Origin of the sequence: Hymenobacter sp. CRA2 (genome assembly GCF_002007105.1) — a bacterium.
GTDB lineage: Bacteria > Bacteroidota > Bacteroidia > Cytophagales > Hymenobacteraceae > Solirubrum.
In genome coordinates, this window is the sequence record NZ_MVBC01000013.1 from 128,067 (window position 1) to 151,229 (window position 23,163).

Genomic DNA, 23,163 nt, shown 5'->3' on the forward strand with positions numbered 1-23,163 from the left:
TTGATGGACAGTTCAACAGCCCGGCGCCGGGCTTTCCAGTACACGAGTCACCCGCCGCAGCTTTGGTTGCATGATGCTCTAGCGTGGCCGTCGCAATACGGCCTCCAATCAACCTAACCCGCTCTTTATATATATTATTCTATTTCTCCCGCTCGATGGTGTAGTCAATCAGCTGCTCCAGCGACACGCGGGCCGGCGAAGCAGGAAAGGTGTGCAGAATCTGCACGGCCTCGTCGCGGAACTGCTTCATGCGCTCAATGGCGTAATCCAGCCCACCCGATTTTTTCACGAACTCGATGACGGCCTGCACGCGGTCAGCGCGGCCGTCGTTGTTCTTGACGTTGTAGATAATGCGGCGCTTCTGCAGCCACGGAGCTTGCTGCAAGGCGTAAATCAGGGGCAGCGTCATCTTTTTCTCCTTGATGTCGATGCCGACAGGCTTGCCGATTTCGGCCGTGCCGAAGTCAAACAGGTCGTCCTTAATCTGAAAAGCCATGCCCACCTTCTCGCCGAACAAGCGGGCGCGCTCCACCAACTCCTTGCTCGCCCCTACTGATGAGGCGCCCACGGCCGTGCAGGAGGCAATGAGCGAGGCGGTTTTCTGCCGGATGATGTCGAAGTACACGTCCTCGGTGATGTCGAGGCGGCGGGCTTTTTCGATCTGCAGCAGCTCACCCTCGCTTAGTTCGCGCACGGCGTTGTTGACGATTTTGAGCAGGTCGAAATCGTCGTTTTCCAGCGCCAGGGCCATGCCGCGCGAGAGCAGGTAGTCACCCACCAGCACGGCAATCTTGTTTTTCCAGAGCGCATTGACGGAAAAGAAGCCGCGGCGGTAGTTGGATTCGTCCACCACGTCGTCGTGCACCAGCGTGGCCGTGTGCAGCAGCTCGATGAGGGCCGCGCCGCGGAAAGTGGCCTCGGGCAGGGCGGCGGTGGGGTCCTGGCTGGCGGTGTGGGCCGTCAAGAAGACGAACATCGGGCGCAGCTGCTTGCCTTTGCGCTTGATGATGTACCCCATGATTTTGTCCAGCAGCAGCACCCGCGTTTGCATGGACTGGCGGAATTTGGTTTCAAATTCCTGCATTTCGGCCGCTATCGGGGCCTGTATATCGTCCAGCGAATATCTCATGCGGTGGTTGGGCGCGCAATGATACGCACGCGGCGGCAGTTTTCGGCACAATACGGCGGGCCGAGTGCCGAGGCTGCGTAGATTAGGGCAATCAGCCCACGTCCGTCGTCGCCATGTATGCCGTTGCTACCGCCGCCCATTGCGCCCACTGCCAAGCCGAGCTGCACGGCGACTTCTGCCCCCGCTGCAGCGAGAAGCACCTCGGCCATCACGACTACTCCCGGGCGCACTTCGCCGAGCACACCGTGGATACGGCCACGCACTTCGACGCGCAGGTGGTGCGCGGCACCTGGAGCCTGCTCTCCCGCCCCGGCCACATGACAGCGGAAGTGCTACGCGGCTGCCGGGTACCTTGGCCAAAGCCCCTGCAGCCGCTGACCATCTTGCCGGTGCTGCTGGCCCGGTTTATCCGCTTGGTGCTGCAGCGGCCCATCGATGCCGTCTGGGCTGCTACCGCTTTTCGGCCTAGGTATGCTGCTGAGCCTCGTGGTATGGGGCTATGCCCTGTAGCAACGCATCTACGGCGGCCGGTCCTGGCTGAATCTGCTGTGGGCTGGGGTGGGCAGCGTATTCTTTGCCTTTCTGCGATGTACGTGTACCGCCCTTTTCTTTTCGCGGTTACTTACCTGCTGGTCTAACCCCAGCGGCTGCCCGCTTGTTGTTCTTCGCACCCGTTCCCTCCGCTATGGCTACTCCCACCCGGCTTGATTTTGCCCTGACGCCCGGCCACCACACCCGCGCCTTCGCCGCCGATGCCCGCTTCGTGCCCGATGGCCGCCCCAAGCCGGTGGTGGTATTCGTGCACGGCTTCAAGGGCTTCAAGGATTGGGGCCACTTCAACCTGCTGGCTGATTATTTCGCCCATCAGGGCTTTGTGTTCGTGAAGCTGAACCTCTCGCACAACGGCGTGGTCATTGGCGGGACCGGCGACCTGGAGGACCTGGAAGCTTTCGGGCGCAACAACTTCAGCCTTGAGCTGGACGACATCGGCTGCCTACTCGATGCGCTGCACCAAGCCGGCCAGACGCCCATCCCAGCCGCCGAGCTGGACCTGAGCCGGCTTTACCTGATAGGCCACAGCCGGGGCGGAGGGCTGGTCATGCTCAAGGCCGCCGAAGACGCCCGCGTACGTGCCGTGGCCACCTGGGCACCCATCACCGACGTCAACCCCGGCTGGCCGGAGGCCATGATGGCGCACTGGCAGCAAGCCGGCGTGATGCACGTGGAAAACGCCCGCACCAAGCAGCAATTGCCGCTGTACTTTCAGATTGTCGAGGATTATCACCAGAACCGGCGCCGCCTCGACATTCAGCACAACCTACGCCGCAAGCTGCGTCAGCCCCTGCTCATCATCCACGGCGACCAGGACGAGACGCTGCCCGTGGCCAAAGTGCCGCTGCTGCAGGCCGCCAAGCCCGACGCCGAAGTGGTCATTCTGCCCGGGGCGGGGCATATGTTTGGCGGGGCGCACCCGTGGCCGCAATCTGAGCTGCCCGAGCTGGCAGCGGAGGTAGCAGCCCGCACTGCGGCGTTTTTTGCGCAGCACTAACGGTTGTCGGCCTGTTTCTATCTTGCCCCGGCCTAAGCCATTCTCTTCTCCTCTCACTCCCCATGAAATCTGCCCCCGCGCCTGCCCACACCGCTTACCTGCTGCTCGGCTCCAACCTCGGGGAGCGGGTGGTGACGCTCCACCGCGCTCTGGTGGCTTTGGCTGAATGCGCCGGCAAGATCAAGACGGTGTCGGCGGTGTACGAAACCGCCGCCTGGGGCAACGAGGGGCAGCCCGCGTTTCTGAATCAAGCCGTACAGCTCGGCACCGACCTGAACCCGCAGGAACTGTTGCGAGCCTGCCAGCAGGTCGAAAACGACTTCGGCCGGGAGCGGCTGGAGCCCTGGGGCCCGCGCACCCTCGACGTGGATATCCTCTTCTACGACGACCTGGTCCTCGATTCCGAACAGCTAACCATTCCGCACCCGCGCCTGCAGGAGCGCATGTTTGCTTTGGTGCCCCTAGCCGATATTGCCACCACCTACGTGCACCCGCGGCTGCAACGCTCCGTCGCGGATTTGCTGGCCGACTGCCCTGATAAGCTGCCCGTAGAGCAGTGGATGGGCGACTTGTAAGCCCTTTCGCGTCGCTTACGGGCGCGGCGTGGGCCAGCTGAGCACCTGCATCTGGTGGCAGAAATGCGCCACCCGCCCGGCTCGCGCTACCGGGTATAGCAGCCAGAGCGCCAGCACCCACCGCAGCCAAGGCCGGCGGGGCTGCAGGCTGGCTGCGGCCTCGGCCAGCACCAGCAGGAAGGCGCCATACACCACAGCAGCGTAGCGTTCCACGTCGTACACATTGCCCCCAGCGCGGCTCATCACCGTCGTGCCGATGTGGCAGAGCAGGTAGCACAGCACCACTGTACCCAGCAGGCGTACAAAGGGTGCACGGCTGCGCCAAACTGCATAGCCTAGGCTCAGCAGCAGCACGGGTAATATCAGCTCGAAAAGCCAGTGCTTGGGCCAGCCGGCCTGCTGCACGGGCACCAGCCAGCGCGTGAGCACGTAGCCGTAGTCGCCCAGGGTTTCGCGCAGGCCCTGCCAGCCGCGGCTGCGGTACAGCTCGGGCGTAGCCGCCGCACGCTTGGCGTAGAGCAGCCAGGCGCCGTTGCCGAGGCCTATCACGAGAGCGTGTATCAGCCACCGACGCCAGTGGGCCCGCCACTCATAGCCGTAGTACACTAGCAGGCCCAGGCCCACGCCAAGCAGCAAAAACAGGCCGGACATACGCTGCAACGGCAGCAACAGGCCTAGTACCGTAGCGGCAGCCCACCAACTAAACCGCCGGTTGCGCAGATAAGCGTAAAGGCAGCTGGCGTAGCCAGCAAACAGCGCCTGAAACACCGGCTCCGACCACACAAACTTGGCTGTAACCAGCCAGGGCGCCGCCACAGCCAGTGCTGCTACCAGGCCGGTCGCCAAGTAGCGCTGCGGCAATAGTTGCCAGGCCAGCCAACTCCACCCTGCCCAGCATAGTAGGGTGCTGAGGAGCTGTAGGGCCGTAGTCCACGCGCGCTCCTGCTCCACGCCCGGCGCCAGCAGCACTGGATACAGCGGCCCCCACGACGTGTAGGGCGTGCCGTCAGGGTTCAGCAGCCGGCCCGACCCGGCCCAGCTCGCCGCCGCTGCCAGGTAAAAGCGCGAATCGGAAGTGCCTGCCAGGCCCGGCGCCAGCGCATACCACAGCAGCCCCAGCAAGGCCGCAGCGCTTAGCAGCACCACGGCCCGCGGCATGCTCAGCCAGGAAAAGGCGCCGGGGCGGGAAGAAGCAGTACGCATGAGCCGACAATGAAAGAGCCGGCGGACACCGGCTCTTTCTCTTTTATCGTTACTGGGCGGAGCTGGTGGCCGCCTGCGGCGAAATTTTCTTCACCAGGCCTTGCAGCACTTTGCCCGGGCCGCACTCCACAAATTCGGTGGCGTCGTCCTGCGTCATACGCTGCACCGATTGGGTCCAGCGCACGGGAGCGGTCAGCTGGCGGATGAGGTTCTGGCGGATTTCGTCCGGGTCGGTGTGCGGGGCCGCGTCCACGTTCTGGTACACCGGGCAGCGGCCGGCGCTGAAGGTGGTGCGCCCGATGGCCTCGGCCAGCGCCGCTTCCGCCGATTGCATCAGCGGGGAGTGGAAAGCCCCCCCCACCGGCAGGGGCAGGGCGCGCTTGGCGCCGGCGGCTTTCATGGCTTCGCAGGCCTGCTCGATACCGGCCTTGGAACCGCTGATAACCAGCTGGCCGGGACAGTTGTAGTTGGCGGCTACTACCACATTGCCGCCCTGGGTGATTTCCTGGCAGATGCGCTCCACCACCGCGTCGTCGAGGCCGAGGATGGCGGCCATGGTGCCGGGCTGCTCTTCGCAGGCGGACTGCATGGCCTGAGCCCGGCGAGCCACCAGCGGCAGCGCGTCCTCAAACTTCAGTACGCCCGCCGCCACCAGCGCCGAAAATTCGCCGAGCGAATGCCCCGCTACCATATCGGGCTGCAGGCCGGGCGTGGTCACGAACTGCGCCACCGAGTGCACGAAAATGGCCGGCTGCGTCACGTCGGTGCGGCGCAGGTCTTCGTCGGAGCCGGTAAACATGATGTCGGTGAGCGAGAAACCCAGGATGTCGTTGGCCTGCGCCATCAGGCGCTGAGCCTCGGGGTGCTGCTCAAACAAGTCGCGGCCCATGCCGGTAAACTGGCTGCCCTGGCCGGGAAATACTACTGCTTTCATCGAGGAAGTCGGTGGGATAATGCGTTGCGGACTCAATCTACGCCTCAGCCAGCGGTTGGCCGGCCGAAACGGGCCGCAAGGTGCGCAATGAAGCCTTTACGCGCAAAATCGGGCTGCTGCTTCTGGCTTTATCGTCATGCCGTTCGCTCAAGCCAAGTGCTGAGTTAAGCCAACAAAAAAGGGCCGTCGACGCATCGACGGCCCTTTTCCTTTGTCAGCGCAACCGGTTTAGCGCATTACCTCCAGCCAGCCTTTGTAAGAGCGGACGGTACGCTTCAGGTTGTTGAACTCTACCTCAATCAGGTAGTAGTAAGTGCCCGCCGAAGCTTTGGCGCCGCCGTCGCGGCCTTCGCCGCTCCGGACCCCGCCGCCGTCCCACAGGGTCAGGTCAGCTGCGGCGTTGCCTTCGTATACTTTCACACCCCAGCGGTTGAAGATCTGCACCTTGGCCCGGGTGATGGGCGTGGCAAAAATCGGGCGGAATGTGTCGTTCGAGCCGTCGCCGTTGGGCGTGAAGATATTCGGCAGCACAAACACCTCGCAGTTGTCCTGGCACTCGATGTTGCTTTGCACGCTGCTCTGCCCCGTCGAATCCACTGCCACCACGGCGTAGCAGCCGGCGGCCGAGGTCAGGTTGCGGTGCACGAAGCTGCGCACCGGCGTACGGCCGATTTCGGTGAACTGCCCGTCCTGCGTGGGGCTGTAGAGCACCCGGTAGAAGGCGATGTTGCGGCCGCAGTCAGCGGGCGTATTACCCAGGACCCAAGTCAGTCGGTTATCATACAGAGCTTGGCGGCCCCGCGGCAGGCTGGTGGCCACGCTGTCGCAGTTGATGGGGCGCAGCGTCAGGATGGGCGGGCATGGAATGGAGGCCAAAGCCACGCACCGCACTTGGCTGAGGTTGATCAGGTTGGTGGGCAGGTTGGCGGCGCCGTAGGTGCCGTTGGTTTCCACGTAGTAGCAGTACGTCTGGTTTTTGCGCAGCGGTACGGCCGCGGTGCCTCGGTCGGTAAAGGTGCCGCCGTTGCGGGTAGCCACCGTGTCGCCGATGAGCACAAACGTAGTCGAGCCCGGGTCACGGCGGAAGATGCGCGTACGCTGACGGCTGTTGTCCCAGGGCACGTTGTAGGTCCAGGTCAGCTTGATGCTGTTGCCCAGGGCATTGGCTACCCCAGCCAGTCGTACGCTGCTCGCGGGCCCGGCCGTTTCGGTCAATACCGCCGAATTCGGCTGGCTCGATACGTTGCTGAAGAACTCCAGCCGGTAAGTGTAGGCTTTGTTCTCAGTATCAAGGTTGCCATCCACGTACACCGTATCATTCAGGTTCGAGAACGTGCGCACCAGCGTATAGCCGTTGGTAGCCGGGTTCTGCGTTTCGCCGCGGAAGAGGCGGTAGCCGACGGGTGGGGTAAAGCCGGAGGTGCTGAACGGCTTGGTCCACTTCACCGTGATTTGGCCGGTGGTAGCGTCGGTGCGGTCGACGGTGACGTTGGTGAAGAGGGCGGCGCGTCCCTGCAGGGTGACGCAGGCTTCGCGCGAGGCCAGGCTGGCCCCGCCGGCCGGGCGGGGAAACTCGGCGTAGATGCGGTAGCAGTAGGTCTTGCCCCGGTCCAGCCCGCGCCCGGCGTTGTCGTCGAGGAAGGTCTGCAGGTTGGCCGCCACCGTGCCCACCTGCACGTAGCCCGCGCTGGCCGGGATGCCCACGTCGCAGGCCCCCGACGGGTTCCAGGTGGACGGGTTCTCCTTGCGGTAGATCAGCAGCCGCGAAGCGTTCTGGCACACGTACCGGTCCCACGTCAGCTGCACCGTGCTGCCCTGCGCCGCGGCCCGCAGGTTCGTCGGCGGCGGGCCCACCACCGTGATGCGCCACGGCCGCTCGTCAATCAGCACCGGCCCGCTCGTGGGCTGGTCTTCGGCCTTGAACACGACTTGGGTCGGATCGGTCGCGACGTCGGAGCAGCTCGTCGACCACGTGAACACGCCCTCGGCGCGCCCAGCTTGGTTAACCGTTTGGCGGAAGGTGGCCGGCGGGAAAATACCGCCGTACGCCGTCAGCCGAATAGCATTGTTGTCCGGGTCGGTGGCCCGAATCGTGCGCGTGATAGTAGTACCTGCTACCACGCACGTATCACGCGGTACAATCACCAGTGGCCGCTGGTTAGCCGTGGCAAATACGGTCACCTGCATGTCGCGCAGCACTTCCCCGATCTTGCGCCTGCCGCCGTTGGCGTCGCGCCGCCATTCCTCTACCACAAAGGCCACGTTGTAGTCGCCGAGCAGCCCCGGCGAGTTCCACACCATCTGCCCCGTGACCACGCTCAGGTCCAGCACGGCGTTATTGCCGGGTTGGCCAACGGGCGGCCCGGGGTAAGCAACCTGCGTGCCTTGAAAGCTCGGGTCATCGGGAAACAGGTAGCCCGGCAGGTTGGTCGGCTGCGGCCGGTTGCCGCCGGGGTTGATGGTGCCCTGCACGCCGCGCGGGTCGTACTGGCAGATGCGCAGCTTGTAGGCTAGTGAGTCGCCATCGGCATCGGAAGCGGCCGGGTTGTGCAGGAATACCTGCGCCCGCGCCGCCCGGTCGACAGCCGGTGCGTTGAGCACTGGCGAACGGTTCACCCCCAGCGTCGGGTCGATGGTGATGAGCGTGTAGATATAAAAGTTGCGCTGGTCGGACGAGGGTACGTTTCGGATGCCGGTAGCGCGGTTTTCGCCGATAAAAGCCACTGTGTACCGCCCCGGAGCATTATAAGTATGCTCGAAGTAGTACACGTTGCGGTTGATATTGTTGCCGATGTTGGTGCCACGCCCGCCCTGCCGAAACACGGTCGCATTGGTCCCGTCACCGAAGAAAATAACCTCGTCGTTTTTTGCGTCGGCGGGCGAAGTCAAATCCGTATAGGTAATCATCTTAAAAAAGATGCGCAACGGATTTCGCCCCGCAGTCGTGTCGGACTTGGCCTGAATGTCGCCGGCCCGGATGTGCGTGGCCCAGGCCGCGGGGGCGGTCAACAGCACCAGGACCAATAAGAACGCCAGACTGGCCAAGCTACGTTTGGCTGAGTCGCGGAGTAATGGAAATGTCATACAGCTAGACGGTTAGGAAGCGTCGGCGGGAGCAGCAAAAGGTGGGGAAAAACCAGATAACAACCTAACAAAAACCGTACGCAAACGGTTGCGTAGGAGGCATCATCCGTGTAACGGCAAGCAGGGCAGCCTGGTTCACCTGCAAGCTCGTGGGTTTTGGGTGACGCACAAGTGAATTGTTTCATAGCAGGTCGGCCCGTACCTTTGACCAGTACAATCGACCTTTTTCTCACCCTTCCGTTCACCTATGAGTTGGCTTAGCAACGCGCTTACCAGCAGCATTGGCCGCAAGATCATCATGGCCGTCACAGGACTTTTCCTGTGTTCGTTTCTGGTGATTCACTTGATTGGTAACCTCCAGTTGTTCAAGAACGACGGCGGCCAAGCTTTTAATGTGTATTCCCACTTCATGGGCACCAATCCCGTCATCCGAACCATCGAATGGGTTCTAGTGGCGGGATTCGTGTTTCACATCTACGAGTCGATCATGCTCACCCGCCGCAACAAGGCAGCGCGGGGCCCGCAAGGCTACGTGGTCAACCACAACGAGCAGAATTCGCCCTGGCAGTCCCGCAATATGGGCATTCTGGGCACCATCATTCTGATCTTCCTGTTGATCCACTTGTACAACTTCTTCTACCGGGCCCGCTTCGGCGACCTGGATCCGGACATCAACAACAACGATGACTTGTACACGCTGGTTGTCAGCTCTTTCCACCAGTGGTGGTATGTGCTGCTGTACGTACTAGCGCAGATTGCCTTGGCTTACCACCTCATTCACGGTTTCAAGAGCGCGTTCCAGACGCTGGGCCTGACCCACCGCAAGTACACGCCCTTCATTACGTACTTCGGCTACGCCTTCTCCATCATCGTGTGTGCGGGCTTTGCGGTGATGCCGCTGTACTTCTTCTTCATCAAGTAACCTCACCAGTTTACATCCGATATGAAGCTGGAATCAAAAATTCCCGAAGGGCCGTTGGCCGAGAAGTGGGACAAGCATAAGTTCAACGTTAAGCTCGTCAACCCCGCCAACAAGCGGAAGTACGACGTTATCGTGGTAGGTACCGGCCTGGCTGGGGCTTCGGCTGCCGCCTCGCTGGCCGAGCTGGGCTACAACGTGAAAGCCTTCTCCTTCCACGACTCGCCCCGCCGCGCGCACTCCATCGCCGCACAGGGCGGTATCAACGCCGCCAAGAACTACCAGAACGACGGCGACTCTGTGTACCGTCTGTTCTACGACACCGTGAAGGGCGGTGACTACCGCGCCCGCGAAGCCAACGTGTACCGCCTCGCGCAGGTGTCGGTGAACATCATCGACCAGTGCGTGGCCCAGGGCGTGCCCTTCGCCCGCGAGTACGGCGGATTGCTGGCCAACCGCTCCTTCGGCGGCGCCCAGGTAAGCCGGACGTTCTACGCCCGCGGCCAGACGGGCCAGCAGCTGCTGCTCGGGGCCTACTCGGCCCTGTCGCGCCAGATTGCTTATGGCAAGGTGAAGATGTACACCCGCACGGAGATGCTGGATCTGGTGATTGTCGACGGGCAGGCCCGCGGCATCATCACCCGTAACCTCATCACGGGCGAAATTCAGCAGCACGCGGCCCACGCGGTGGTGCTGGCTACCGGCGGCTACGGCAACGTGTTCTACCTAAGCACCAACGCCAAGTACTCGAACGCTACGGCTGCGTGGCGCGCCCACAAGAAAGGCGCCCTGTTTGCCAACCCCTGCTTCACCCAGATTCACCCCACCTGCATCCCCGTATCGGGGGACTACCAGTCGAAGCTGACGCTGATGTCGGAGTCGCTGCGCAACGACGGCCGCGTGTGGGTGCCGCGCACCAAGGAAATGGCCGAGCGCCTGCGCACTGGTCAAGTCCGCGTTGCCGACATTCCGGAGGAAGAGCGCGACTACTTCCTGGAGCGCAAGTACCCTGCCTTCGGCAACCTGGTGCCGCGCGACGTAGCCTCGCGCAACGCCAAAATGATGTGCGACGAAGGTCGTGGCGTGGGGACAACCGGCTTGGCCGTGTTCCTGGACTTCGCCGACTCCATCAAGCGCAACGGTGCCGCTTGGGTTGACGCCAAGTACGGCAACCTGTTTGCCATGTACGAGAAAATCACCGGCGAAAACCCCTACGAGGTGCCCATGCGCATCTATCCGGCCGTGCACTACACCATGGGCGGCCTGTGGGTGGATTACAACTTGCAGACCACCATTCCGGGCCTGTACGCCACCGGCGAGTGTAACTTCTCGGACCACGGTGCCAACCGCCTCGGCGCTTCGGCCCTAATGCAAGGCCTGGCCGACGGTTACTTCGTGATTCCCTACACCATCGGGGATTACCTGGCCCAAACGGCGCCCAAGCCGGTAACGACTGAGCACCCGGCCTTCAACGAAGCCGAAGCCAATGTCCGCGCTCAGATTCAGAAGCTGCTCAGCATCAACGGGACGCGCACGCCGGACGACTTCCACAAGGCCCTGGGCCATATCATGTGGGAGAAATGCGGCATGGCTCGTTCCGCCGAAGGCCTGCAGCAAGCCAAAGCAGAGATTCAGAAGCTGCGCCGCGAGTTCTGGCAGGACCTGAAAGTAGTGGGCACCGGCGAGGAGCTGAACCAGACCCTGGAGAAAGCCGCCCGTGTGGCCGACTTCATTGAGCTGGGCGAGCTGATGGTAGACGATGCCTACCACCGCAACGAAAGCTGCGGCGGCCACTTCCGCGAGGAATACCAAACGCCGGAAGGGGAAGCCCTGCGCGACGACGAGCACTTCGCTTACGTGGCCGCGTGGGAATACCAAGGTGAAAACTCGCCCGAGCTGCTGCACAAGGAGGACCTCGTGTTCGAAAACGTGAAGCTCACGCAGCGTAGCTACAAGTAATTTTAAAAGACCTTAGATGTAGACAGTAGAAGTGAGAGCCGCGCCCCGGCCGGGCTTCGCCAAGCTTACGCCGCCCCGACTCTCACCTCTCACTTCTCGCGTCTCACTTCTCAATAAGAAAATGGCTGGAAGTAACCCCAATGCCAAACCCTTAAACCTCACGCTGAAGGTGTGGCGGCAGAAAAACCGCAACACCAACGGCCAGATGGTGGATTACCAGGTGCGGGACATTTCGCAGGAGATGTCGTTCCTGGAAATGCTGGACGTGCTGAACGAAGACCTGCTGCGCAAAGGCGAAGAGCCGGTTGCCTTCGACCACGACTGCCGCGAAGGCATTTGTGGCTCGTGCAACCTGTTCATCAACGGCCGTGCCCACGGCCCGGAGCCGGGCACGACGACCTGCCAGCTGCACATGCGCAAGTTCAACGACGGTGACACCATCACCATCGAGCCCTGGCGCGCTGAGGCCTTCCCCGTCAACAAGGACCTGTCGGTGGACCGCTCGGCCTTCGACCGCATCATCCAGGCGGGCGGCTACGTGTCGGTAAACACCGGCGGCGTGCCCGACGCTAACGAAATTCCGATTCCGAAGTCGATTGCCGACCAGGCGTTCGACGCGGCTACCTGCATCGGCTGCGGCGCTTGCGTAGCAGCCTGCAAAAACGCTTCGGCGATGCTGTTCGTTTCGGCCAAGGTGTCGCAGCTGGCACTGCTGCCCCAGGGCCAGGTGGAACGCAAGCAGCGCGTGGAAAACATGGTGGCTCAGATGGACAAGGAAGGCTTCGGCGCTTGCACCAACATCGGCTCGTGCGCCGCGGAGTGCCCGGTGGGCATCTCGCTGGAGAACATTGCCATCCTCAACCGCGAATTCCTCGCTGCTAAGGCTACCTCGAATAACCTTGCCTAGGGTTTCGTGGTTTGAACAACACAAAAAAAGCGAACCGGGTAGCCGGTTCGCTTTTTTGTTTGTGCGTTGCCTAGAATTGGGAAGTAAGAACGATGCCGGCCGTACCTAATTCGTCTTAATGCTCAATTTTTAATTATTACTTTCTCCGATGATAACCATCGTTGCCGGCACCAACCGGCGCAACTCGCGCGCCCGCCGCATCAGCGACCTGTACGCCGCTCAATTGCGGGAATTCGGTGCTGATTCCCGGATTCTGGACCTGGCAGACCTGCCCGCCGACTTCACAGCTACCGCCCTCTACGACAATGCCGGTCTGCACCCCGAGTTCAACCAGCTGGTGAGCCTGGCCAGCGACGCGGACAAGCTCGTGTTTGTGGTGCCCGAATACAATTGTTCTTATCCCGGGGTGCTCAAAGCCTTCATTGATGGCCTCCCCTACCCGGGCGGCATCCGCAACAAAAAGGCGGCACTGGTTGGCTTGTCATCGGGCACGCAAGGCGGCCTGCTGGCCCTGAGTCATCTCACCGATGTGCTGATGTATCTGGGCACGGCGGTGCTCCCCCTGCGCGTGCGCCTGCCCACCATCGAGGCTTCCCTTACGACTACGGGCCAACTTAACAATCCGCTATTTGAGCAACTGATACGGGAACAGGCAGAGCAGTTCTTGCAGTTCTGAAGTTCCCGGTCGGTCTGCGCGGACAAAGTCTGTGTTTGTTGGGGTGAAACCTATGCCGGAAAGCTATATTTAGGCGGCTTAACCCTTACCACGCGTGCAAAAGTGCTTGGCCATCTGCCTTACCTTGCTCATCCTGCTGCAGTCGTTCAGCCGGGAGCTGCTGGTAATGGATTACGCCTTGCACAAGGAGCGTATCACGCAGCTGTTTTGCGTGAACAAGGACAAGCCTCAGCTGCACTGCAACGGCAAGTGCCATTTGCGCCGGCAGCTGGCGCAATCAGCAGCGGAGAAGAAAACCCCGGACCGCGCCACTAAACTCAAACTTGACGCGGCCCTAGTACCCACCCGGCTGGTGTTTACGCCCGCAGTAGTGGTTTTGGCGTCAGCTGAGTATGCCGTCCTGGTTGGGTCGAAGTATGGGCACGAAGCGCCGAGCGGTATTTTCCGCCCGCCGGTAAGCTGAGCCTGAACGTTGGGCTGCCCGTCAGCATCCAGGCGCCCCCTGCTTACCTTCCACCCAGCTTTCCACCCATGACTTTCCGTACGCTTTCTTCCTGTTCCGCTGCCATTTTGTGCGCAGCCACTGCCTTGCTCTTCACGGCCTGCGACGACGATAACGAGACGCCCGCGAAGGGCAAGCTCAACGTTGAATTCGAGAACGTGGCCGGTAGCCAGCCGCTGAACTTTGGCAGCACGTATACCACGGCCGCCGGTGACCCGTTCACCGTGAGCAAATTCAATTACTACATTTCCAACATCAAGCTGACCAAAACCGACGGCACTGAGTGGGCCGAGCGGGAAAGCTACCACTTGGTGAAGCAAGCCGACGCCGGCTCGCGCAGCTTTCAGCTAACGGACATTCCGGCGGGTGAGTACAAAAAGCTGACCTTCACCATCGGCGTCGACAGCGCCCGCAACGTGTCGGGCGCGCAAACGGGCGCATTGGATCCGCTCAACGACATGTTCTGGACCTGGAGCACGGGCTACGTGTTCCTGAAGATGGAAGGCAACTCCCCGAAGTCACCGACGGGAAACCTGCAGTTCCACATCGGCGGCTTCCGTTCCCCCAACAACACTATTCGGACCGTGTCGCCGGGCATGCCCGCGGGCGTTACCGTGCAGGTTACGGCCAAGAAAACGTCGGCAATTCACTTGCAGGCCGACGTGCTCAAGATGTTCACCGGCCCGAACCCCATTCAGTTTGCGCAGACGTCCAACACGGGTCACAGCTCGGACCCGAATTCGGTGAAAATTGCCGCTAACTACGCCGCGGGCATGTTTACCATTGCTCACGTGCGCGCCGGCGAGTAAAAGCCTTTGGCCATGAAGCGTACCCGGACAGCCCCGTTGGCCGCCGTGCTGGCGGGGCTGCTCATGGCAGGGTGCCAGCCCGATGCCGATGTGCAGCAGCCCGCCGAAGCGGTGCCGGGCAGCGTGCTGCCTGGCAATTTCCCCACGCCGGTGTACGCCCTGGAGCAGAACTCGCCTGACCGCGCGACGTTCGAGTTGGGCCGCCGCCTTTTTTACGACAAGCGGCTGTCGGGCGACGGTACGGTAGCCTGTAGCTCGTGCCATCTGCAGCCAGCGGCCTTTGCCGACCCTGGCCGAGCTTTCAGCACCGGGGTGCAGGGCCGATTGGGGACGCGCAATACCCCGCCGCTGCAAAACCTGCGCTGGCGCCGCACCTTGCTGTGGGACGGTGGCGCTTCCAACCTGGAAGTTATGCCGCTGGCGCCGCTCACCAATCCCCTGGAAATGGACGGTTCGCTGGCTGGGGCCCTGCAAACGCTCAACGCCGATGCCTACTACCGCCGCCGGTTTGCCGCCGTGTACGGCGAGGGGCCGATAAACTCCCAGCAGTTTTTGCGGGCGCTGGCACAGTATCTGGCCGGCCTCACTTCGGCCAATAGCCGCTACGACCATTACGTGCGCCGTGAAGGCGGCGCGTTCGATGCCACCGAGCTGCGCGGCCTGGCTATTTTTCGCGCCAACTGCGCCAGCTGCCACGCCACGGATCTGTTTACCGACGAGTCGTTTCGCAACAACGGCCTGGACCGTAGCTTTCCCGCCGACTCCGGCCGGGCCCATATTACTGGCCGCCGCGGCGAACGAGGCCTGTTCAAAGTCCCCAGCCTGCGCAACGTGGCCCTGACAGCCCCCTACATGCACGACGGCCGTTTCCCAACGCTCGGCGCCGTGCTGGCGCATTACGACCACGGCGTAGTGGAATCGGCGACCCTTGACCCGGCTTTGCGCCGCCCGGACGGCTCCCTCGGCATTCCGCTTTCAGCCCAGCAGCAAGCCGAGTTGCTGGCTTTCCTGCAAACCCTCACCGATGAACCATTGCTGACCAACCCGCAGCTAGGCCCACCGCAGTAACGTCGCTTGCGGCGAGTTGAGCGGGGTTGAACTGCTAAGTCAACCCAGTGGTTTCCTATTGAAAAGCAGTATTTTCAGCCCACCACCCTCTCTACCCCGTACCCGTGTTAAAACCCTCTACTTGGCGTTCTTGGTGGGCACTGCTTCCCGCGGGGCTGTTTTTTCTGGCCGTAGCCTGTCAACCCGACAAAGACGTTCCAGCGGAAACGTTTAGCGCCCCGACACCCATGACATTTCCGATGCCAGCCCAAGCCGGCTGGCCGGCCCCACAACCCATGCCAGCCGATAACCCCCTCACGGAGGAAGGCGTTGCCCTAGGGCGCCGGCTGTTTTATGAGAAGCAGTTGTCCGCCGATGGCACTATCTCCTGCGCCTCCTGTCACCAGCAAAGCAAAGCCTTTACCGATGGCCGTGCCTTTGCTATTGGCGTAAACGGGCAGCAGCACCGGCGCAGCAGCATGTCACTGGTCAATCTGGCCTGGGACAAGAGCTTTACCTGGGATGGCGCTACCAACAGCCTGGAGACCCAGGCGCGGGTGCCGCTGGAAAACCCCGTCGAAATGCACCAGTCGCTGGCTACCAGTGCGAGTAAGCTGCAGCAGCTCGGCAACTACCCGCAGCTATTCGGCAAGGCGTTCGGCTCGTCCCAGATTACGGAAGACAACATTCTCAAAGCCCTGGCGCAGTTTGAGCGGACGCTGGTGTCTTACAACTCAAAGTATGATCGATCTAAGCGCGGGGAAGTGCGCCTGACCGCTGATGAGCAGGCTGGGCTGGATTTGTTCAGCACTCACTCAGGCCCTGGAATCAACGGTGCCGAGTGCTTCCACTGCCACAGCTTGCCGAGCGTATCAGGCATCCACGAATTCACCAACAACGGCGTCGATGTGGCCCCCTTCGCCGACCCCGGCCGCGGCGGCGTTACGGGTCAGGCCTTCGAGGTCGGCCGCTTCAAGATTCCGAACCTGCGCAACGTGGCGCTGACGGCCCCCTACATGCACGACGGCCGCTTCCAAACGCTGGAGGAAGTAATCGACCATTACAGCGACCATGTCAAAAGCGCCCCGACCACCGATGGCATCCTGTTCAGCAACCCTAATAATTTCCCGTCGGGCCGTATCCTGCTGAACGCCGACCAGAAACGCCAGATCCTGGCCTTTCTGCACACGCTCACGGACACTTCGTTTCTCACCGACCCGCGCTACTCCGACCCCAACCCCTAGTCAGCATCGCGCCCCAAGCAAAGGCCCCGCCCGGTTGCGTACCGGGCGGGGCTTTTGCTTGGGGCGCGCAGTATGGCCAAGCTAGTCCACGTTGTCGTGCAGGAAGCGGTTGTCGCCGAGCAGCTCGTTGTCGTCCGAGAGGTTAAAGCGCGAGATGTTGCGCTCCGACGAGGGCTGCACCTGCTCCAGCTTCACCTGCCGACGCAAGTAGGCCGGTACCTCCAGCTGCTCCTTGATAGCATCGTTGGAAATGCCGTTACTCAGCTCCATCAGGCGGCGGCGGCGCTCCTCGGCGCGCGCATCCAGCGACGGACGCGCCGGCGAAACCTGCGGCATTTCCGAGGCGGCCGGGGCCGGTTGCTGCACTACTTGGATGGGCTCGGGCGCCGACGGGATGGGGTACACCACCGGCGGCACGAAGGGCGAAGGCGACTCCAGGTCGAAGCGAGCCTGCGGCTGCTCGGGCAGCGAAGGCTGCACGGGCGGGTAATCGGCGCTGGCAACGGGAGCGGCTACCGGCGCGGGCGGCACCACCACGGGGCTGGCCGCCGTCGGGCGTACGGCTACGGGCTCATGACGGTCCTTGTCGAAGAGGTTGATTTGCGGATCAGCTACCACCGGGGCCGTTTCGGCTTTGGCGGGCTGCAGATCCGTGAAGCCGCCCATGATGGAGATGCTGTGCGTGTCGCGGGCAAAGCCGGTGGCAATAACCGTCACGCGGATGCTCTGGCCCAGCGTGCCGTCGATGCCGTGGCCGAAAATCACCTCGGCATCCTGACCGGCTTTGGCTTGGATGTACTCCGTGATTTCCGTCAGCTCGTCCATTTCCAGCTCGGCCTGGTCGCCCGACATAATGCTGAGCAGGATCTTCTGCGCGCCGTGGATGTCGGTGTTGTTCAGCAACGGTGAAGCCAGGGCCTCCTCGGCAGCGCGACGGGCGCGGTTTTCGCCCTCGGTGATGCTGCTGCCCATCACGGCCGCACCCGAGTCCTTCATGACGGTTTTCACGTCTTCAAAGTCCACGTTTACATCGGCCGTCACGGTGATGATTTCGGCAATGGACTTGGCAGCGGTGCTCAGCACGTTGTCGGCCTTGGCGAAAGCCGAGCGGATGGGCAGGTTGCCGTACATCTCGCGCAGCTTGTCGTTGAGGATGACGAGCACCGTGTCGCAGTTGTCGCTCAGGTCGCGGATACCCATTTCGGCCTGCTGGCGCTTCTTGCGGCCCTCAAACAGGAAGGGCGCCGTTACGATGCCGACCGTCAGAATGCCCAGCTCCTTGGCTACTTTGGCAATAACCGGCGCGGCGCCCGTACCGGTGCCCCCGCCCATGCCCGCCGTGATGAACACCATTTTGGTGCCGTTGCTGAGCAGCTCGCGGATTTGCTCGCGGCTCTCGATAGCGGCCTGCTTGCCGCGTTCGGGGTTGGCACCGGCGCCGAGGCCTTCGGTCAGGTCCACACCGATTTGCAGTCTATTGGGCACGGAAGAGCTCTGCAACGCTTGCTTGTCGGTGTTGCAGATGACGAATTCCACGTCCTTGATGCCCTGCGAGAACATGTGGTTGACGGCGTTGGAGCCGCCGCCACCCACGCCAATCACCTTGATGATGGACTTGCTCTGGGGCGCGATATCAAATTTAAAATCCATATGGCTGGGGAGGTCAGATGGCTGAGGAAATGGCTAAGGCGTTGACGTGCCAAATGGTTAAATGGCTGAGGTTTCCATTGGTAGAGCTACTTGCTCCGGAACATTCAGCCATCTAACCATTTGACAATGTAGCCATTTAGTACTGTTTATCGTCGAAATCGTCGATGAGCAGGCCTTTCGTACGGCTCAGGATGTCGCGGAAGAAACCGGCAGCCTTGCTCGGCTGCTTGGGCTGCTCCGGCTTGGCGGGCTGCTGCGGCTGCTGATTTTGCGGCGTGACCGGCTGCGTATTCTGCCGGACCGAAGCCTCATGCGGGCGCGTCATGGTGTACTCGTCATACTGCTGGCGGCCGCCGCGGTCGTCGAGCGAGCGGTAGCCGGCCAGCACCAGGCCCACCGTGGTAGCGTACATCGGCGACTTCACCGCCTCGATGCGCGACTTGCCCAGGTGCTCGTTGGGGTAGCCGATGCGGGTATCCATGCCGGTGATGTACTCGGTCAGCTGCACCAGGTTTTGCAGCTGCGAGCCGCCGCCCGTCAGCACGATGCCGGCGGCGAGGCCTTTCTCGAAGCCGGTGCGCTGAATCTCGGCGTACACCAGCTCCAGAATTTCCTCCATGCGGGCCTCAATGATGTAGGCCAGGTTCTTCAGGCTGATTTCCTTGGGGGCCCGGTCGCGCAGGCCGGGGATGCTCACGATTTCGTACTCGGAAGCCTCCTCGGCAATGGCCTTGCCGAACTTCACCTTCAGTTGCTCGGCCTGGTTCTGCATTACCATGCAGCCCTGCTTGATGTCCGACGTGATGATGTTGCCGCCGAAGGGCAATACCGCCGCGTGGCGAATGATGCCGTCCTTGAAGATGGCCAGGTCGGTGGTGCCGCCGCCGATGTCAATCAGCGCAACGCCTGCTTCCTTCTCCTCGTCCGACAGCACCGACATGCTCGACGCCAGCGGCTCCAGAATCAGGTTGTCGATTTCCAGGCCGGCCTTTGTGACACACTTGTTGATGTTGTTGATGGCCGTGCTCTGGGCCGTGATGATGTGGAAGTTGCCCTCCAGGCGCACCCCCGACATGCCCACCGGGTCCATGATGCCTTCCTCGTAATCCACCTTATAATCCTGCGGCATTACGTGGATAATTTCGGAGCCGGGCGGCGTCACCAGCCGATACATATCGTTGGTGAGACGCATCACGTCTTCCTGGGTAATTTCCGAATCCTGCGAGGCGCGGGTAATCGAGCCGTTGTGCTGCAACGACTTAATGTGCTGACCGGCAATACCGACGTTAACGATGCCGATATTAATCCCGGACTGTTCTTCCGCCTGCCGAATGGCGCGCTTAATTGCATCCACGGTCTTGTCGATATTCGACACGATGCCGCGCACAACCCCCTCCGACACGGCTTTGCCCATGCCGAGAATTTCGAGTTTACCGAACTCATTTTTACGACCCACCAAGGCGCAGATTTTGGTGGTGCCAATGTCGAGGCCGACGACGATTTTATCTTGTTGCATGGGGTATGGCGGGGCAGTGGAGAGGTGTTCGGGGAATCAGGGAGAGCGGAAAACGCAGAAATCCAGCGCAATTTAACGCTGGTGCTATTCGCAAATTATTTGGTTTTGGAATTCCACATTGACGCGGTGGTAGGTGTCCCATCCTAAAGCTGGAGGAATTTGGCGGTAAAATACCATTAGTTTGGCAAATTTTTCCGAAATATTCTCCGGATATCCAAATTCTACGCGCTGGTCACCTACCTGTTGAGTGAAAATTATTTTTCCGTTCGGGGACAAAAATACTTCAGCAACTTGAGCCCGCCAGAAAGGATGCTCGTCTACGTAACGCAAAAAATCAAGATACCGGCTACCGGTAGAATCTTGGAAAAATTGAGCGTTTAATGGGCTCCCTCCTACTCGGGCAATAGGAACCACCCGCGCCGAGTACAGCGAGGACAATGGCAGGGACTGTCCGTCGGCGTCGAGGTACTGGTCCTGGCTGGCGTCGGGGTGCACCAGGCGTGCGATGGGGCGGTTCTGGCGCACATCGGCGTGCAGGTTGCCGCCCAGGTCGCGGTACACCTGGGCATCTTTCACGAACGGGTGCGTTTTGAGCCGGCCCTCAAGAGCGCGCAGGTCGAGGTCCTGCTGCGCGGCCCCGCGCAGTTGCTGGTTGCCATTACGCGTGAGCAGGGACGTCACCTGCTGTTCGCTGATAAAGAAATTGTTAAACTCGTTGCTGATCGTAACGATGACGGCGCCTACCGGCCGGGAGGCCTGACGCACAGAGGCAAAGACGGTCAGGGCCGTCAGCAAAAGCAGACAGCCAATACCGAAAAGTACATTTTTCGCCTTACGCTTCAGCGCCATACCACTTGTTCCGCAAGATTTTTTTCAATTCCGGCACCAATTGATCGATGTCGCCGGCTCCGACCGTGGCAATGACCTCAAACTCGTCGTCGGCGTAGCGCTCGGCCTGCGCGGCTTGCTCTTTGGAAAGCAAGGCCTTACGCGGGCTGGTGAGCTTGTCGAAGATGATTTCGGACGTAACGCCGGCTATCGGCAACTCGCGTGCCGGATATATCGGCAGCAGAATTACCTCGTCGGCCAGACTCAGGCTCTGGGCAAAGCCCTCGGCGAAGTCGCGGGTGCGGGTAAACAGGTGCGGCTGGAAGATGACGCGAAGCTTCCGGCCGGGGTACAAAGCGCGTACAGAACGCAGAAAGGCCTCTATCTCGCGCGGGTGGTGGGCATAATCATCCAAGTAAGCCCGCTCCTCCCCTTGCGTCACCACAAACTCGAAACGGCGGTTGACGCCGCGGTAAGCAGCCACGGCGGCGGGCAACTGTTCCCAGCTCAGCCCCACAGCATGCGCGGCGCCGGCGGCGGCCAGCATGTTTTCTACGTTGTGGAAGCCTGGCACGGGCAGCTGCAGCTCGGCCACGTAGGCGGCTTCCAGCCCGGGGGCTACCAGCTCGAAGCGGAAGGTATGGCCGTGGGCACGCACCTGGGCGGCATGCAGATCGGGACCCTGCTTGTCGGTGAGGCCGTAGCGCAGCACGCGCACGCCCGGCGGCACGGCCTGGGCCACGCTTGGGTCGGCGGTGTGGTTCAGCAGCAGGGTGCCGCCGGGTTTGATCTGACCGACAAACTCCCGGAACGACTGCACCAGCGCGTCCTTATCGCCGTAAATGTCGAGGTGGTCGGCATCGGTGCTGGTAACGATGGCCACGTCGGGGTGCAGCGTGAGGAAGCTGCGGTCGTACTCGTCGGCTTCGACTACTATCGGAACATCCGGGCCCGCTTCGGCCGGGGGCAGCAGGAGGTTGGAGCCAAGATTGACGCTGATGCCGCCCAGAAATGCGCCGGCGGGCATACCTGCGTGGTGCAGCAGGTGAGCCACCATGCTACTGGTGGTGGTTTTGCCGTGGGTGCCGGCTACGGCCACAGTGCGGCGGCCCGCGGTGAGCAGGCCCAGCACCTGGCTGCGCTTACGGATGTCGTAGTCCTGCTCGCGCAGCCACGCCCACTCCTGATGGTCCTTGGGAATGGCTGGCGTGAGCACTACCAGCGTCTGGGCCTTGTTCTCGCGCACCTCCGTCGGCAGTTGGGCCGGCGCGTCGTCATAATGAATCAGGATGCCTTCCTGAGCCAGGGCTTCCGTCAGTGGGGTGCGCGTCTTGTCATAGCCCCATACTTGGTGGCCGTTGGCCCGAAACCAGCGCGCCAGCGCCGACATGCCGATGCCGCCGATGCCGAGGAAGTAGACGTAGGGAAACTGGGCGACTGGATTCATCGGGCAGCTTGCTTGGCGCGTTGGCGGTCAATGAGAACTTCCAGCTCGTCGACGATGGTGCTGGTGGCGGCGGGACGAGCCAGCGGCTCGATGTTGCGGCGCAGCTCGGCCTGCTTAGCCGGGTCGCGCAGCAAGTCCAGAGCCACGCTGTAGAGCCTGTCAGCGGCTTCGGCGTCGGTGACGAGCAGGGCGGCGTGGCGCGTGGAGAGGGCGCGCGCGTTTTTGGTCTGGTGGTCTTCGGCCACGTTGGGCGAAGGCACCAGCACGCAGGGCTTGCCCGTCAGGCACAGCTCCGACACCGACAAGGCCCCGGCTCGGCTGATAACCACGTCGGCGGCGGCGTAGGCCAGGTCCATGCGCTTAATGAACTCCAGCGCGTGCAGTCCGTGTGCCTGGTACTCGGCCGCTTGCTGCTCGGCCGTGGGGAAGTACAGCTTGCCGGTTTGCCAGAGCAGCTGCACACCGGCTTCCTGCAGGCGCGGCAGCGCCGCGGCGGTGGCATGGTTCAGGGTGCGGGCCCCAAGGCTGCCGCCGATGACGAGCAATACTGGTTTATCAGGGTCGAGGCCGAAAAAGCGCAGGGCTTCGGCCCGGTCGCCGCCCGCAATTTCGCTGCGCACGGGGTTGCCGGTGAGCTTCAGCCGGTCGGCGGGGAAGAACTTTTCCATGCCTTCGTAGGCCACGCAGATCTTGTCGACACGGCGGGCCAGCAGCTTGTTTACCAAGCCGGCGTAGGAATTCTGCTCCTGAATCAGGGCGGGTACGGCGCGCGAGGTTGCCGCCAGCAGCACCGGCGCGGAGGCATAGCCGCCCACGCCCACCACGGCATCGGGCCGAAACGACTCAACCAGCTTGCCCGCTTTGCGCACCGATTGGAACACTTTCAGCGGAAACAGCAGGTTTTCGGGCGTAAGGCGGCGCTGCAGCCCGCTGATGTTCAGGCCCACGATGCGGTAACCAGCCTCGGGCACCCGGGTCATTTCCATGCGGCCATTGGCGCCCACAAATAGAATGTCGGCGTCGGGGCGGCGGCGCTTCAGCTCGTTGGCAATGGCCACGGCCGGGAAAATGTGCCCACCCGTACCCCCGCCGCTAATGATGACGCGGCAGGAAGCATTGGGATTAGGCTCGATATGCAAGGCCGATTCGGGCATGTTGTTGTTCTAAGTCAGATTCTTGCAGAGG

20 protein-coding genes are annotated in these 23,163 nt (G+C 62.0%); 11 read left to right on the plus strand and 9 right to left on the minus strand.

Annotated elements, in window-relative coordinates; genetic code table 11:
• Positions 1-139: 139 nt before the first annotated feature.
• On the minus strand, positions 140-1,129 hold the full coding sequence (locus B0919_RS19140; RefSeq protein ID WP_078013898.1) for a polyprenyl synthetase family protein: 990 nt from the start codon (positions 1,127-1,129) through the stop codon (positions 140-142).
• 113 nt (positions 1,130-1,242) lie between these two features.
• Between B0919_RS19140 and B0919_RS19145 the strand changes: the two genes are divergently transcribed.
• From B0919_RS19145 to folK, 3 genes are all read left to right on the plus strand, one after another.
• On the plus strand, positions 1,243-1,767 hold the full coding sequence (locus tag B0919_RS19145) for a hypothetical protein (protein ID WP_078013899.1): 525 nt from the start codon (positions 1,243-1,245) through the stop codon (positions 1,765-1,767).
• A 47-nt stretch (positions 1,768-1,814) separates the two neighbouring features.
• Positions 1,815-2,678 carry an alpha/beta hydrolase family protein gene (locus B0919_RS19150; protein WP_078013900.1) on the plus strand — a complete coding sequence of 288 codons (864 nt, stop codon included), beginning with the start codon at positions 1,815-1,817 and terminating at the stop codon, positions 2,676-2,678.
• A gap of 62 nt (positions 2,679-2,740) precedes the next feature.
• Positions 2,741-3,253, plus strand: a complete 513-nt coding sequence (gene folK / locus B0919_RS19155) for a 2-amino-4-hydroxy-6-hydroxymethyldihydropteridine diphosphokinase (RefSeq protein WP_078013901.1) — start codon at positions 2,741-2,743, stop codon at positions 3,251-3,253.
• A 15-nt stretch (positions 3,254-3,268) separates the two neighbouring features.
• Here folK and B0919_RS19160 read toward each other — a convergent pair whose 3' ends face one another.
• From B0919_RS19160 to B0919_RS19170, 3 genes are all read right to left on the minus strand, one after another.
• Positions 3,269-4,456 carry a hypothetical protein gene (locus B0919_RS19160; protein ID WP_078013902.1) on the minus strand — a complete coding sequence of 396 codons (1,188 nt, stop codon included), beginning with the start codon at positions 4,454-4,456 and terminating at the stop codon, positions 3,269-3,271.
• A 49-nt stretch (positions 4,457-4,505) separates the two neighbouring features.
• The gene (gene fabD, locus B0919_RS19165) at positions 4,506-5,390 is read right to left on the minus strand and encodes an ACP S-malonyltransferase (protein ID WP_078013903.1); all 885 of its coding nucleotides are present in this window, start codon (positions 5,388-5,390) and stop codon (positions 4,506-4,508) included.
• Between the two features lie 228 nt (positions 5,391-5,618).
• Entirely contained in the window at positions 5,619-8,474 is a 2,856-nt protein-coding gene (locus B0919_RS19170; protein ID WP_078013904.1) for a gliding motility-associated C-terminal domain-containing protein, read from the minus strand.
• A gap of 247 nt (positions 8,475-8,721) precedes the next feature.
• Here B0919_RS19170 and B0919_RS19175 point away from each other — a divergent pair, with 247 nt between their 5' ends.
• The 8 genes from B0919_RS19175 (at position 8,722) to B0919_RS19210 (ending at position 16,537) form a co-directional block, all read left to right on the plus strand.
• Positions 8,722-9,396: a succinate dehydrogenase cytochrome b subunit gene (locus tag B0919_RS19175; RefSeq protein ID WP_078013905.1), complete on the plus strand. Its 675-nt coding sequence runs from the start codon at positions 8,722-8,724 to the stop codon at positions 9,394-9,396.
• Between the two features lie 21 nt (positions 9,397-9,417).
• Complete coding sequence (locus B0919_RS19180; RefSeq protein ID WP_078013906.1) at positions 9,418-11,352, plus strand: fumarate reductase/succinate dehydrogenase flavoprotein subunit; 1,935 nt, start codon at positions 9,418-9,420, stop codon at positions 11,350-11,352.
• Between the two features lie 121 nt (positions 11,353-11,473).
• Positions 11,474-12,259 (plus strand): succinate dehydrogenase/fumarate reductase iron-sulfur subunit, encoded by a 786-nt coding sequence (locus tag B0919_RS19185; RefSeq protein ID WP_078013907.1) that lies wholly within the window; start codon positions 11,474-11,476, stop codon positions 12,257-12,259.
• Positions 12,260-12,407: 148 nt separating this feature from the next.
• Positions 12,408-12,935, plus strand: coding sequence for an NADPH-dependent FMN reductase (locus B0919_RS19190; RefSeq protein WP_078013908.1), 528 nt, complete (start codon positions 12,408-12,410; stop codon positions 12,933-12,935).
• 94 nt (positions 12,936-13,029) lie between these two features.
• Entirely contained in the window at positions 13,030-13,398 is a 369-nt protein-coding gene (locus B0919_RS19195; protein ID WP_139362258.1) for a hypothetical protein, read from the plus strand.
• 68 nt (positions 13,399-13,466) lie between these two features.
• The gene (locus tag B0919_RS19200; protein WP_139362259.1) at positions 13,467-14,246 is read left to right on the plus strand and encodes an MbnP family protein; all 780 of its coding nucleotides are present in this window, start codon (positions 13,467-13,469) and stop codon (positions 14,244-14,246) included.
• A gap of 12 nt (positions 14,247-14,258) precedes the next feature.
• Positions 14,259-15,314 (plus strand): cytochrome-c peroxidase, encoded by a 1,056-nt coding sequence (locus B0919_RS19205; RefSeq protein WP_139362260.1) that lies wholly within the window; start codon positions 14,259-14,261, stop codon positions 15,312-15,314.
• Between the two features lie 275 nt (positions 15,315-15,589).
• The gene (locus tag B0919_RS19210) at positions 15,590-16,537 is read left to right on the plus strand and encodes a cytochrome-c peroxidase (RefSeq protein WP_176133139.1); all 948 of its coding nucleotides are present in this window, start codon (positions 15,590-15,592) and stop codon (positions 16,535-16,537) included.
• A gap of 81 nt (positions 16,538-16,618) precedes the next feature.
• On the opposite strand, the gene ftsZ is transcribed toward B0919_RS19210, so the two are convergent.
• The 5 genes from ftsZ to murG form a co-directional block, all read right to left on the minus strand.
• Positions 16,619-18,187 carry a cell division protein FtsZ gene (gene ftsZ, locus B0919_RS19215; RefSeq protein WP_078013913.1) on the minus strand — a complete coding sequence of 523 codons (1,569 nt, stop codon included), beginning with the start codon at positions 18,185-18,187 and terminating at the stop codon, positions 16,619-16,621.
• A gap of 136 nt (positions 18,188-18,323) precedes the next feature.
• A complete protein-coding gene (gene ftsA / locus B0919_RS19220) occupies positions 18,324-19,703 on the minus strand; it encodes a cell division protein FtsA (protein WP_078013914.1) in 1,380 nt (459 codons plus the stop codon).
• 84 nt (positions 19,704-19,787) lie between these two features.
• Positions 19,788-20,552, minus strand: a complete 765-nt coding sequence (locus B0919_RS19225; protein WP_254846618.1) for a cell division protein FtsQ/DivIB — start codon at positions 20,550-20,552, stop codon at positions 19,788-19,790.
• Positions 20,536-21,978: a UDP-N-acetylmuramate--L-alanine ligase gene (gene murC / locus B0919_RS19230; RefSeq protein ID WP_078013915.1), complete on the minus strand. Its 1,443-nt coding sequence runs from the start codon at positions 21,976-21,978 to the stop codon at positions 20,536-20,538. Before murC ends, B0919_RS19225 begins: the two co-directional genes overlap by 17 nt.
• On the minus strand, positions 21,975-23,132 hold the full coding sequence (murG, locus tag B0919_RS19235; protein ID WP_078013916.1) for an undecaprenyldiphospho-muramoylpentapeptide beta-N-acetylglucosaminyltransferase: 1,158 nt from the start codon (positions 23,130-23,132) through the stop codon (positions 21,975-21,977). Before murG ends, murC begins: the two co-directional genes overlap by 4 nt.
• Positions 23,133-23,163 lie beyond the last annotated feature (31 nt).

What these genes read in the sequence shown, in the direction of transcription:
- murG (WP_078013916.1), bottom strand. Translation starts at nt 23,132, where the DNA reads ATGCCCGAATCGGCCTTGCATATCGAGCCTAATCCCAATGCTTCCTGC.
- B0919_RS19180 (WP_078013906.1), top strand. Translation starts at nt 9,418, where the DNA reads ATGAAGCTGGAATCAAAAATTCCCGAAGGGCCGTTGGCCGAGAAGTGG.
- ftsZ (WP_078013913.1), bottom strand. Translation starts at nt 18,187, where the DNA reads ATGGATTTTAAATTTGATATCGCGCCCCAGAGCAAGTCCATCATCAAG.
- B0919_RS19140 (WP_078013898.1), bottom strand. Translation starts at nt 1,129, where the DNA reads ATGAGATATTCGCTGGACGATATACAGGCCCCGATAGCGGCCGAAATG.
- B0919_RS19210 (WP_176133139.1), top strand. Translation starts at nt 15,590, where the DNA reads ATGCCAGCCGATAACCCCCTCACGGAGGAAGGCGTTGCCCTAGGGCGC.
- B0919_RS19150 (WP_078013900.1), top strand. Translation starts at nt 1,815, where the DNA reads ATGGCTACTCCCACCCGGCTTGATTTTGCCCTGACGCCCGGCCACCAC.
- folK (WP_078013901.1), top strand. Translation starts at nt 2,741, where the DNA reads ATGAAATCTGCCCCCGCGCCTGCCCACACCGCTTACCTGCTGCTCGGC.
- B0919_RS19185 (WP_078013907.1), top strand. Translation starts at nt 11,474, where the DNA reads ATGGCTGGAAGTAACCCCAATGCCAAACCCTTAAACCTCACGCTGAAG.
- ftsA (WP_078013914.1), bottom strand. Translation starts at nt 19,703, where the DNA reads ATGCAACAAGATAAAATCGTCGTCGGCCTCGACATTGGCACCACCAAA.
- B0919_RS19175 (WP_078013905.1), top strand. Translation starts at nt 8,722, where the DNA reads ATGAGTTGGCTTAGCAACGCGCTTACCAGCAGCATTGGCCGCAAGATC.
- B0919_RS19190 (WP_078013908.1), top strand. Translation starts at nt 12,408, where the DNA reads ATGATAACCATCGTTGCCGGCACCAACCGGCGCAACTCGCGCGCCCGC.
- murC (WP_078013915.1), bottom strand. Translation starts at nt 21,978, where the DNA reads ATGAATCCAGTCGCCCAGTTTCCCTACGTCTACTTCCTCGGCATCGGC.
- B0919_RS19205 (WP_139362260.1), top strand. Translation starts at nt 14,259, where the DNA reads ATGAAGCGTACCCGGACAGCCCCGTTGGCCGCCGTGCTGGCGGGGCTG.
- B0919_RS19225 (WP_254846618.1), bottom strand. Translation starts at nt 20,552, where the DNA reads ATGGCGCTGAAGCGTAAGGCGAAAAATGTACTTTTCGGTATTGGCTGT.
- B0919_RS19145 (WP_078013899.1), top strand. Translation starts at nt 1,243, where the DNA reads ATGTATGCCGTTGCTACCGCCGCCCATTGCGCCCACTGCCAAGCCGAG.
- fabD (WP_078013903.1), bottom strand. Translation starts at nt 5,390, where the DNA reads ATGAAAGCAGTAGTATTTCCCGGCCAGGGCAGCCAGTTTACCGGCATG.
- B0919_RS19200 (WP_139362259.1), top strand. Translation starts at nt 13,467, where the DNA reads ATGACTTTCCGTACGCTTTCTTCCTGTTCCGCTGCCATTTTGTGCGCA.
- B0919_RS19170 (WP_078013904.1), bottom strand. Translation starts at nt 8,474, where the DNA reads ATGACATTTCCATTACTCCGCGACTCAGCCAAACGTAGCTTGGCCAGT.
- B0919_RS19160 (WP_078013902.1), bottom strand. Translation starts at nt 4,456, where the DNA reads ATGCGTACTGCTTCTTCCCGCCCCGGCGCCTTTTCCTGGCTGAGCATG.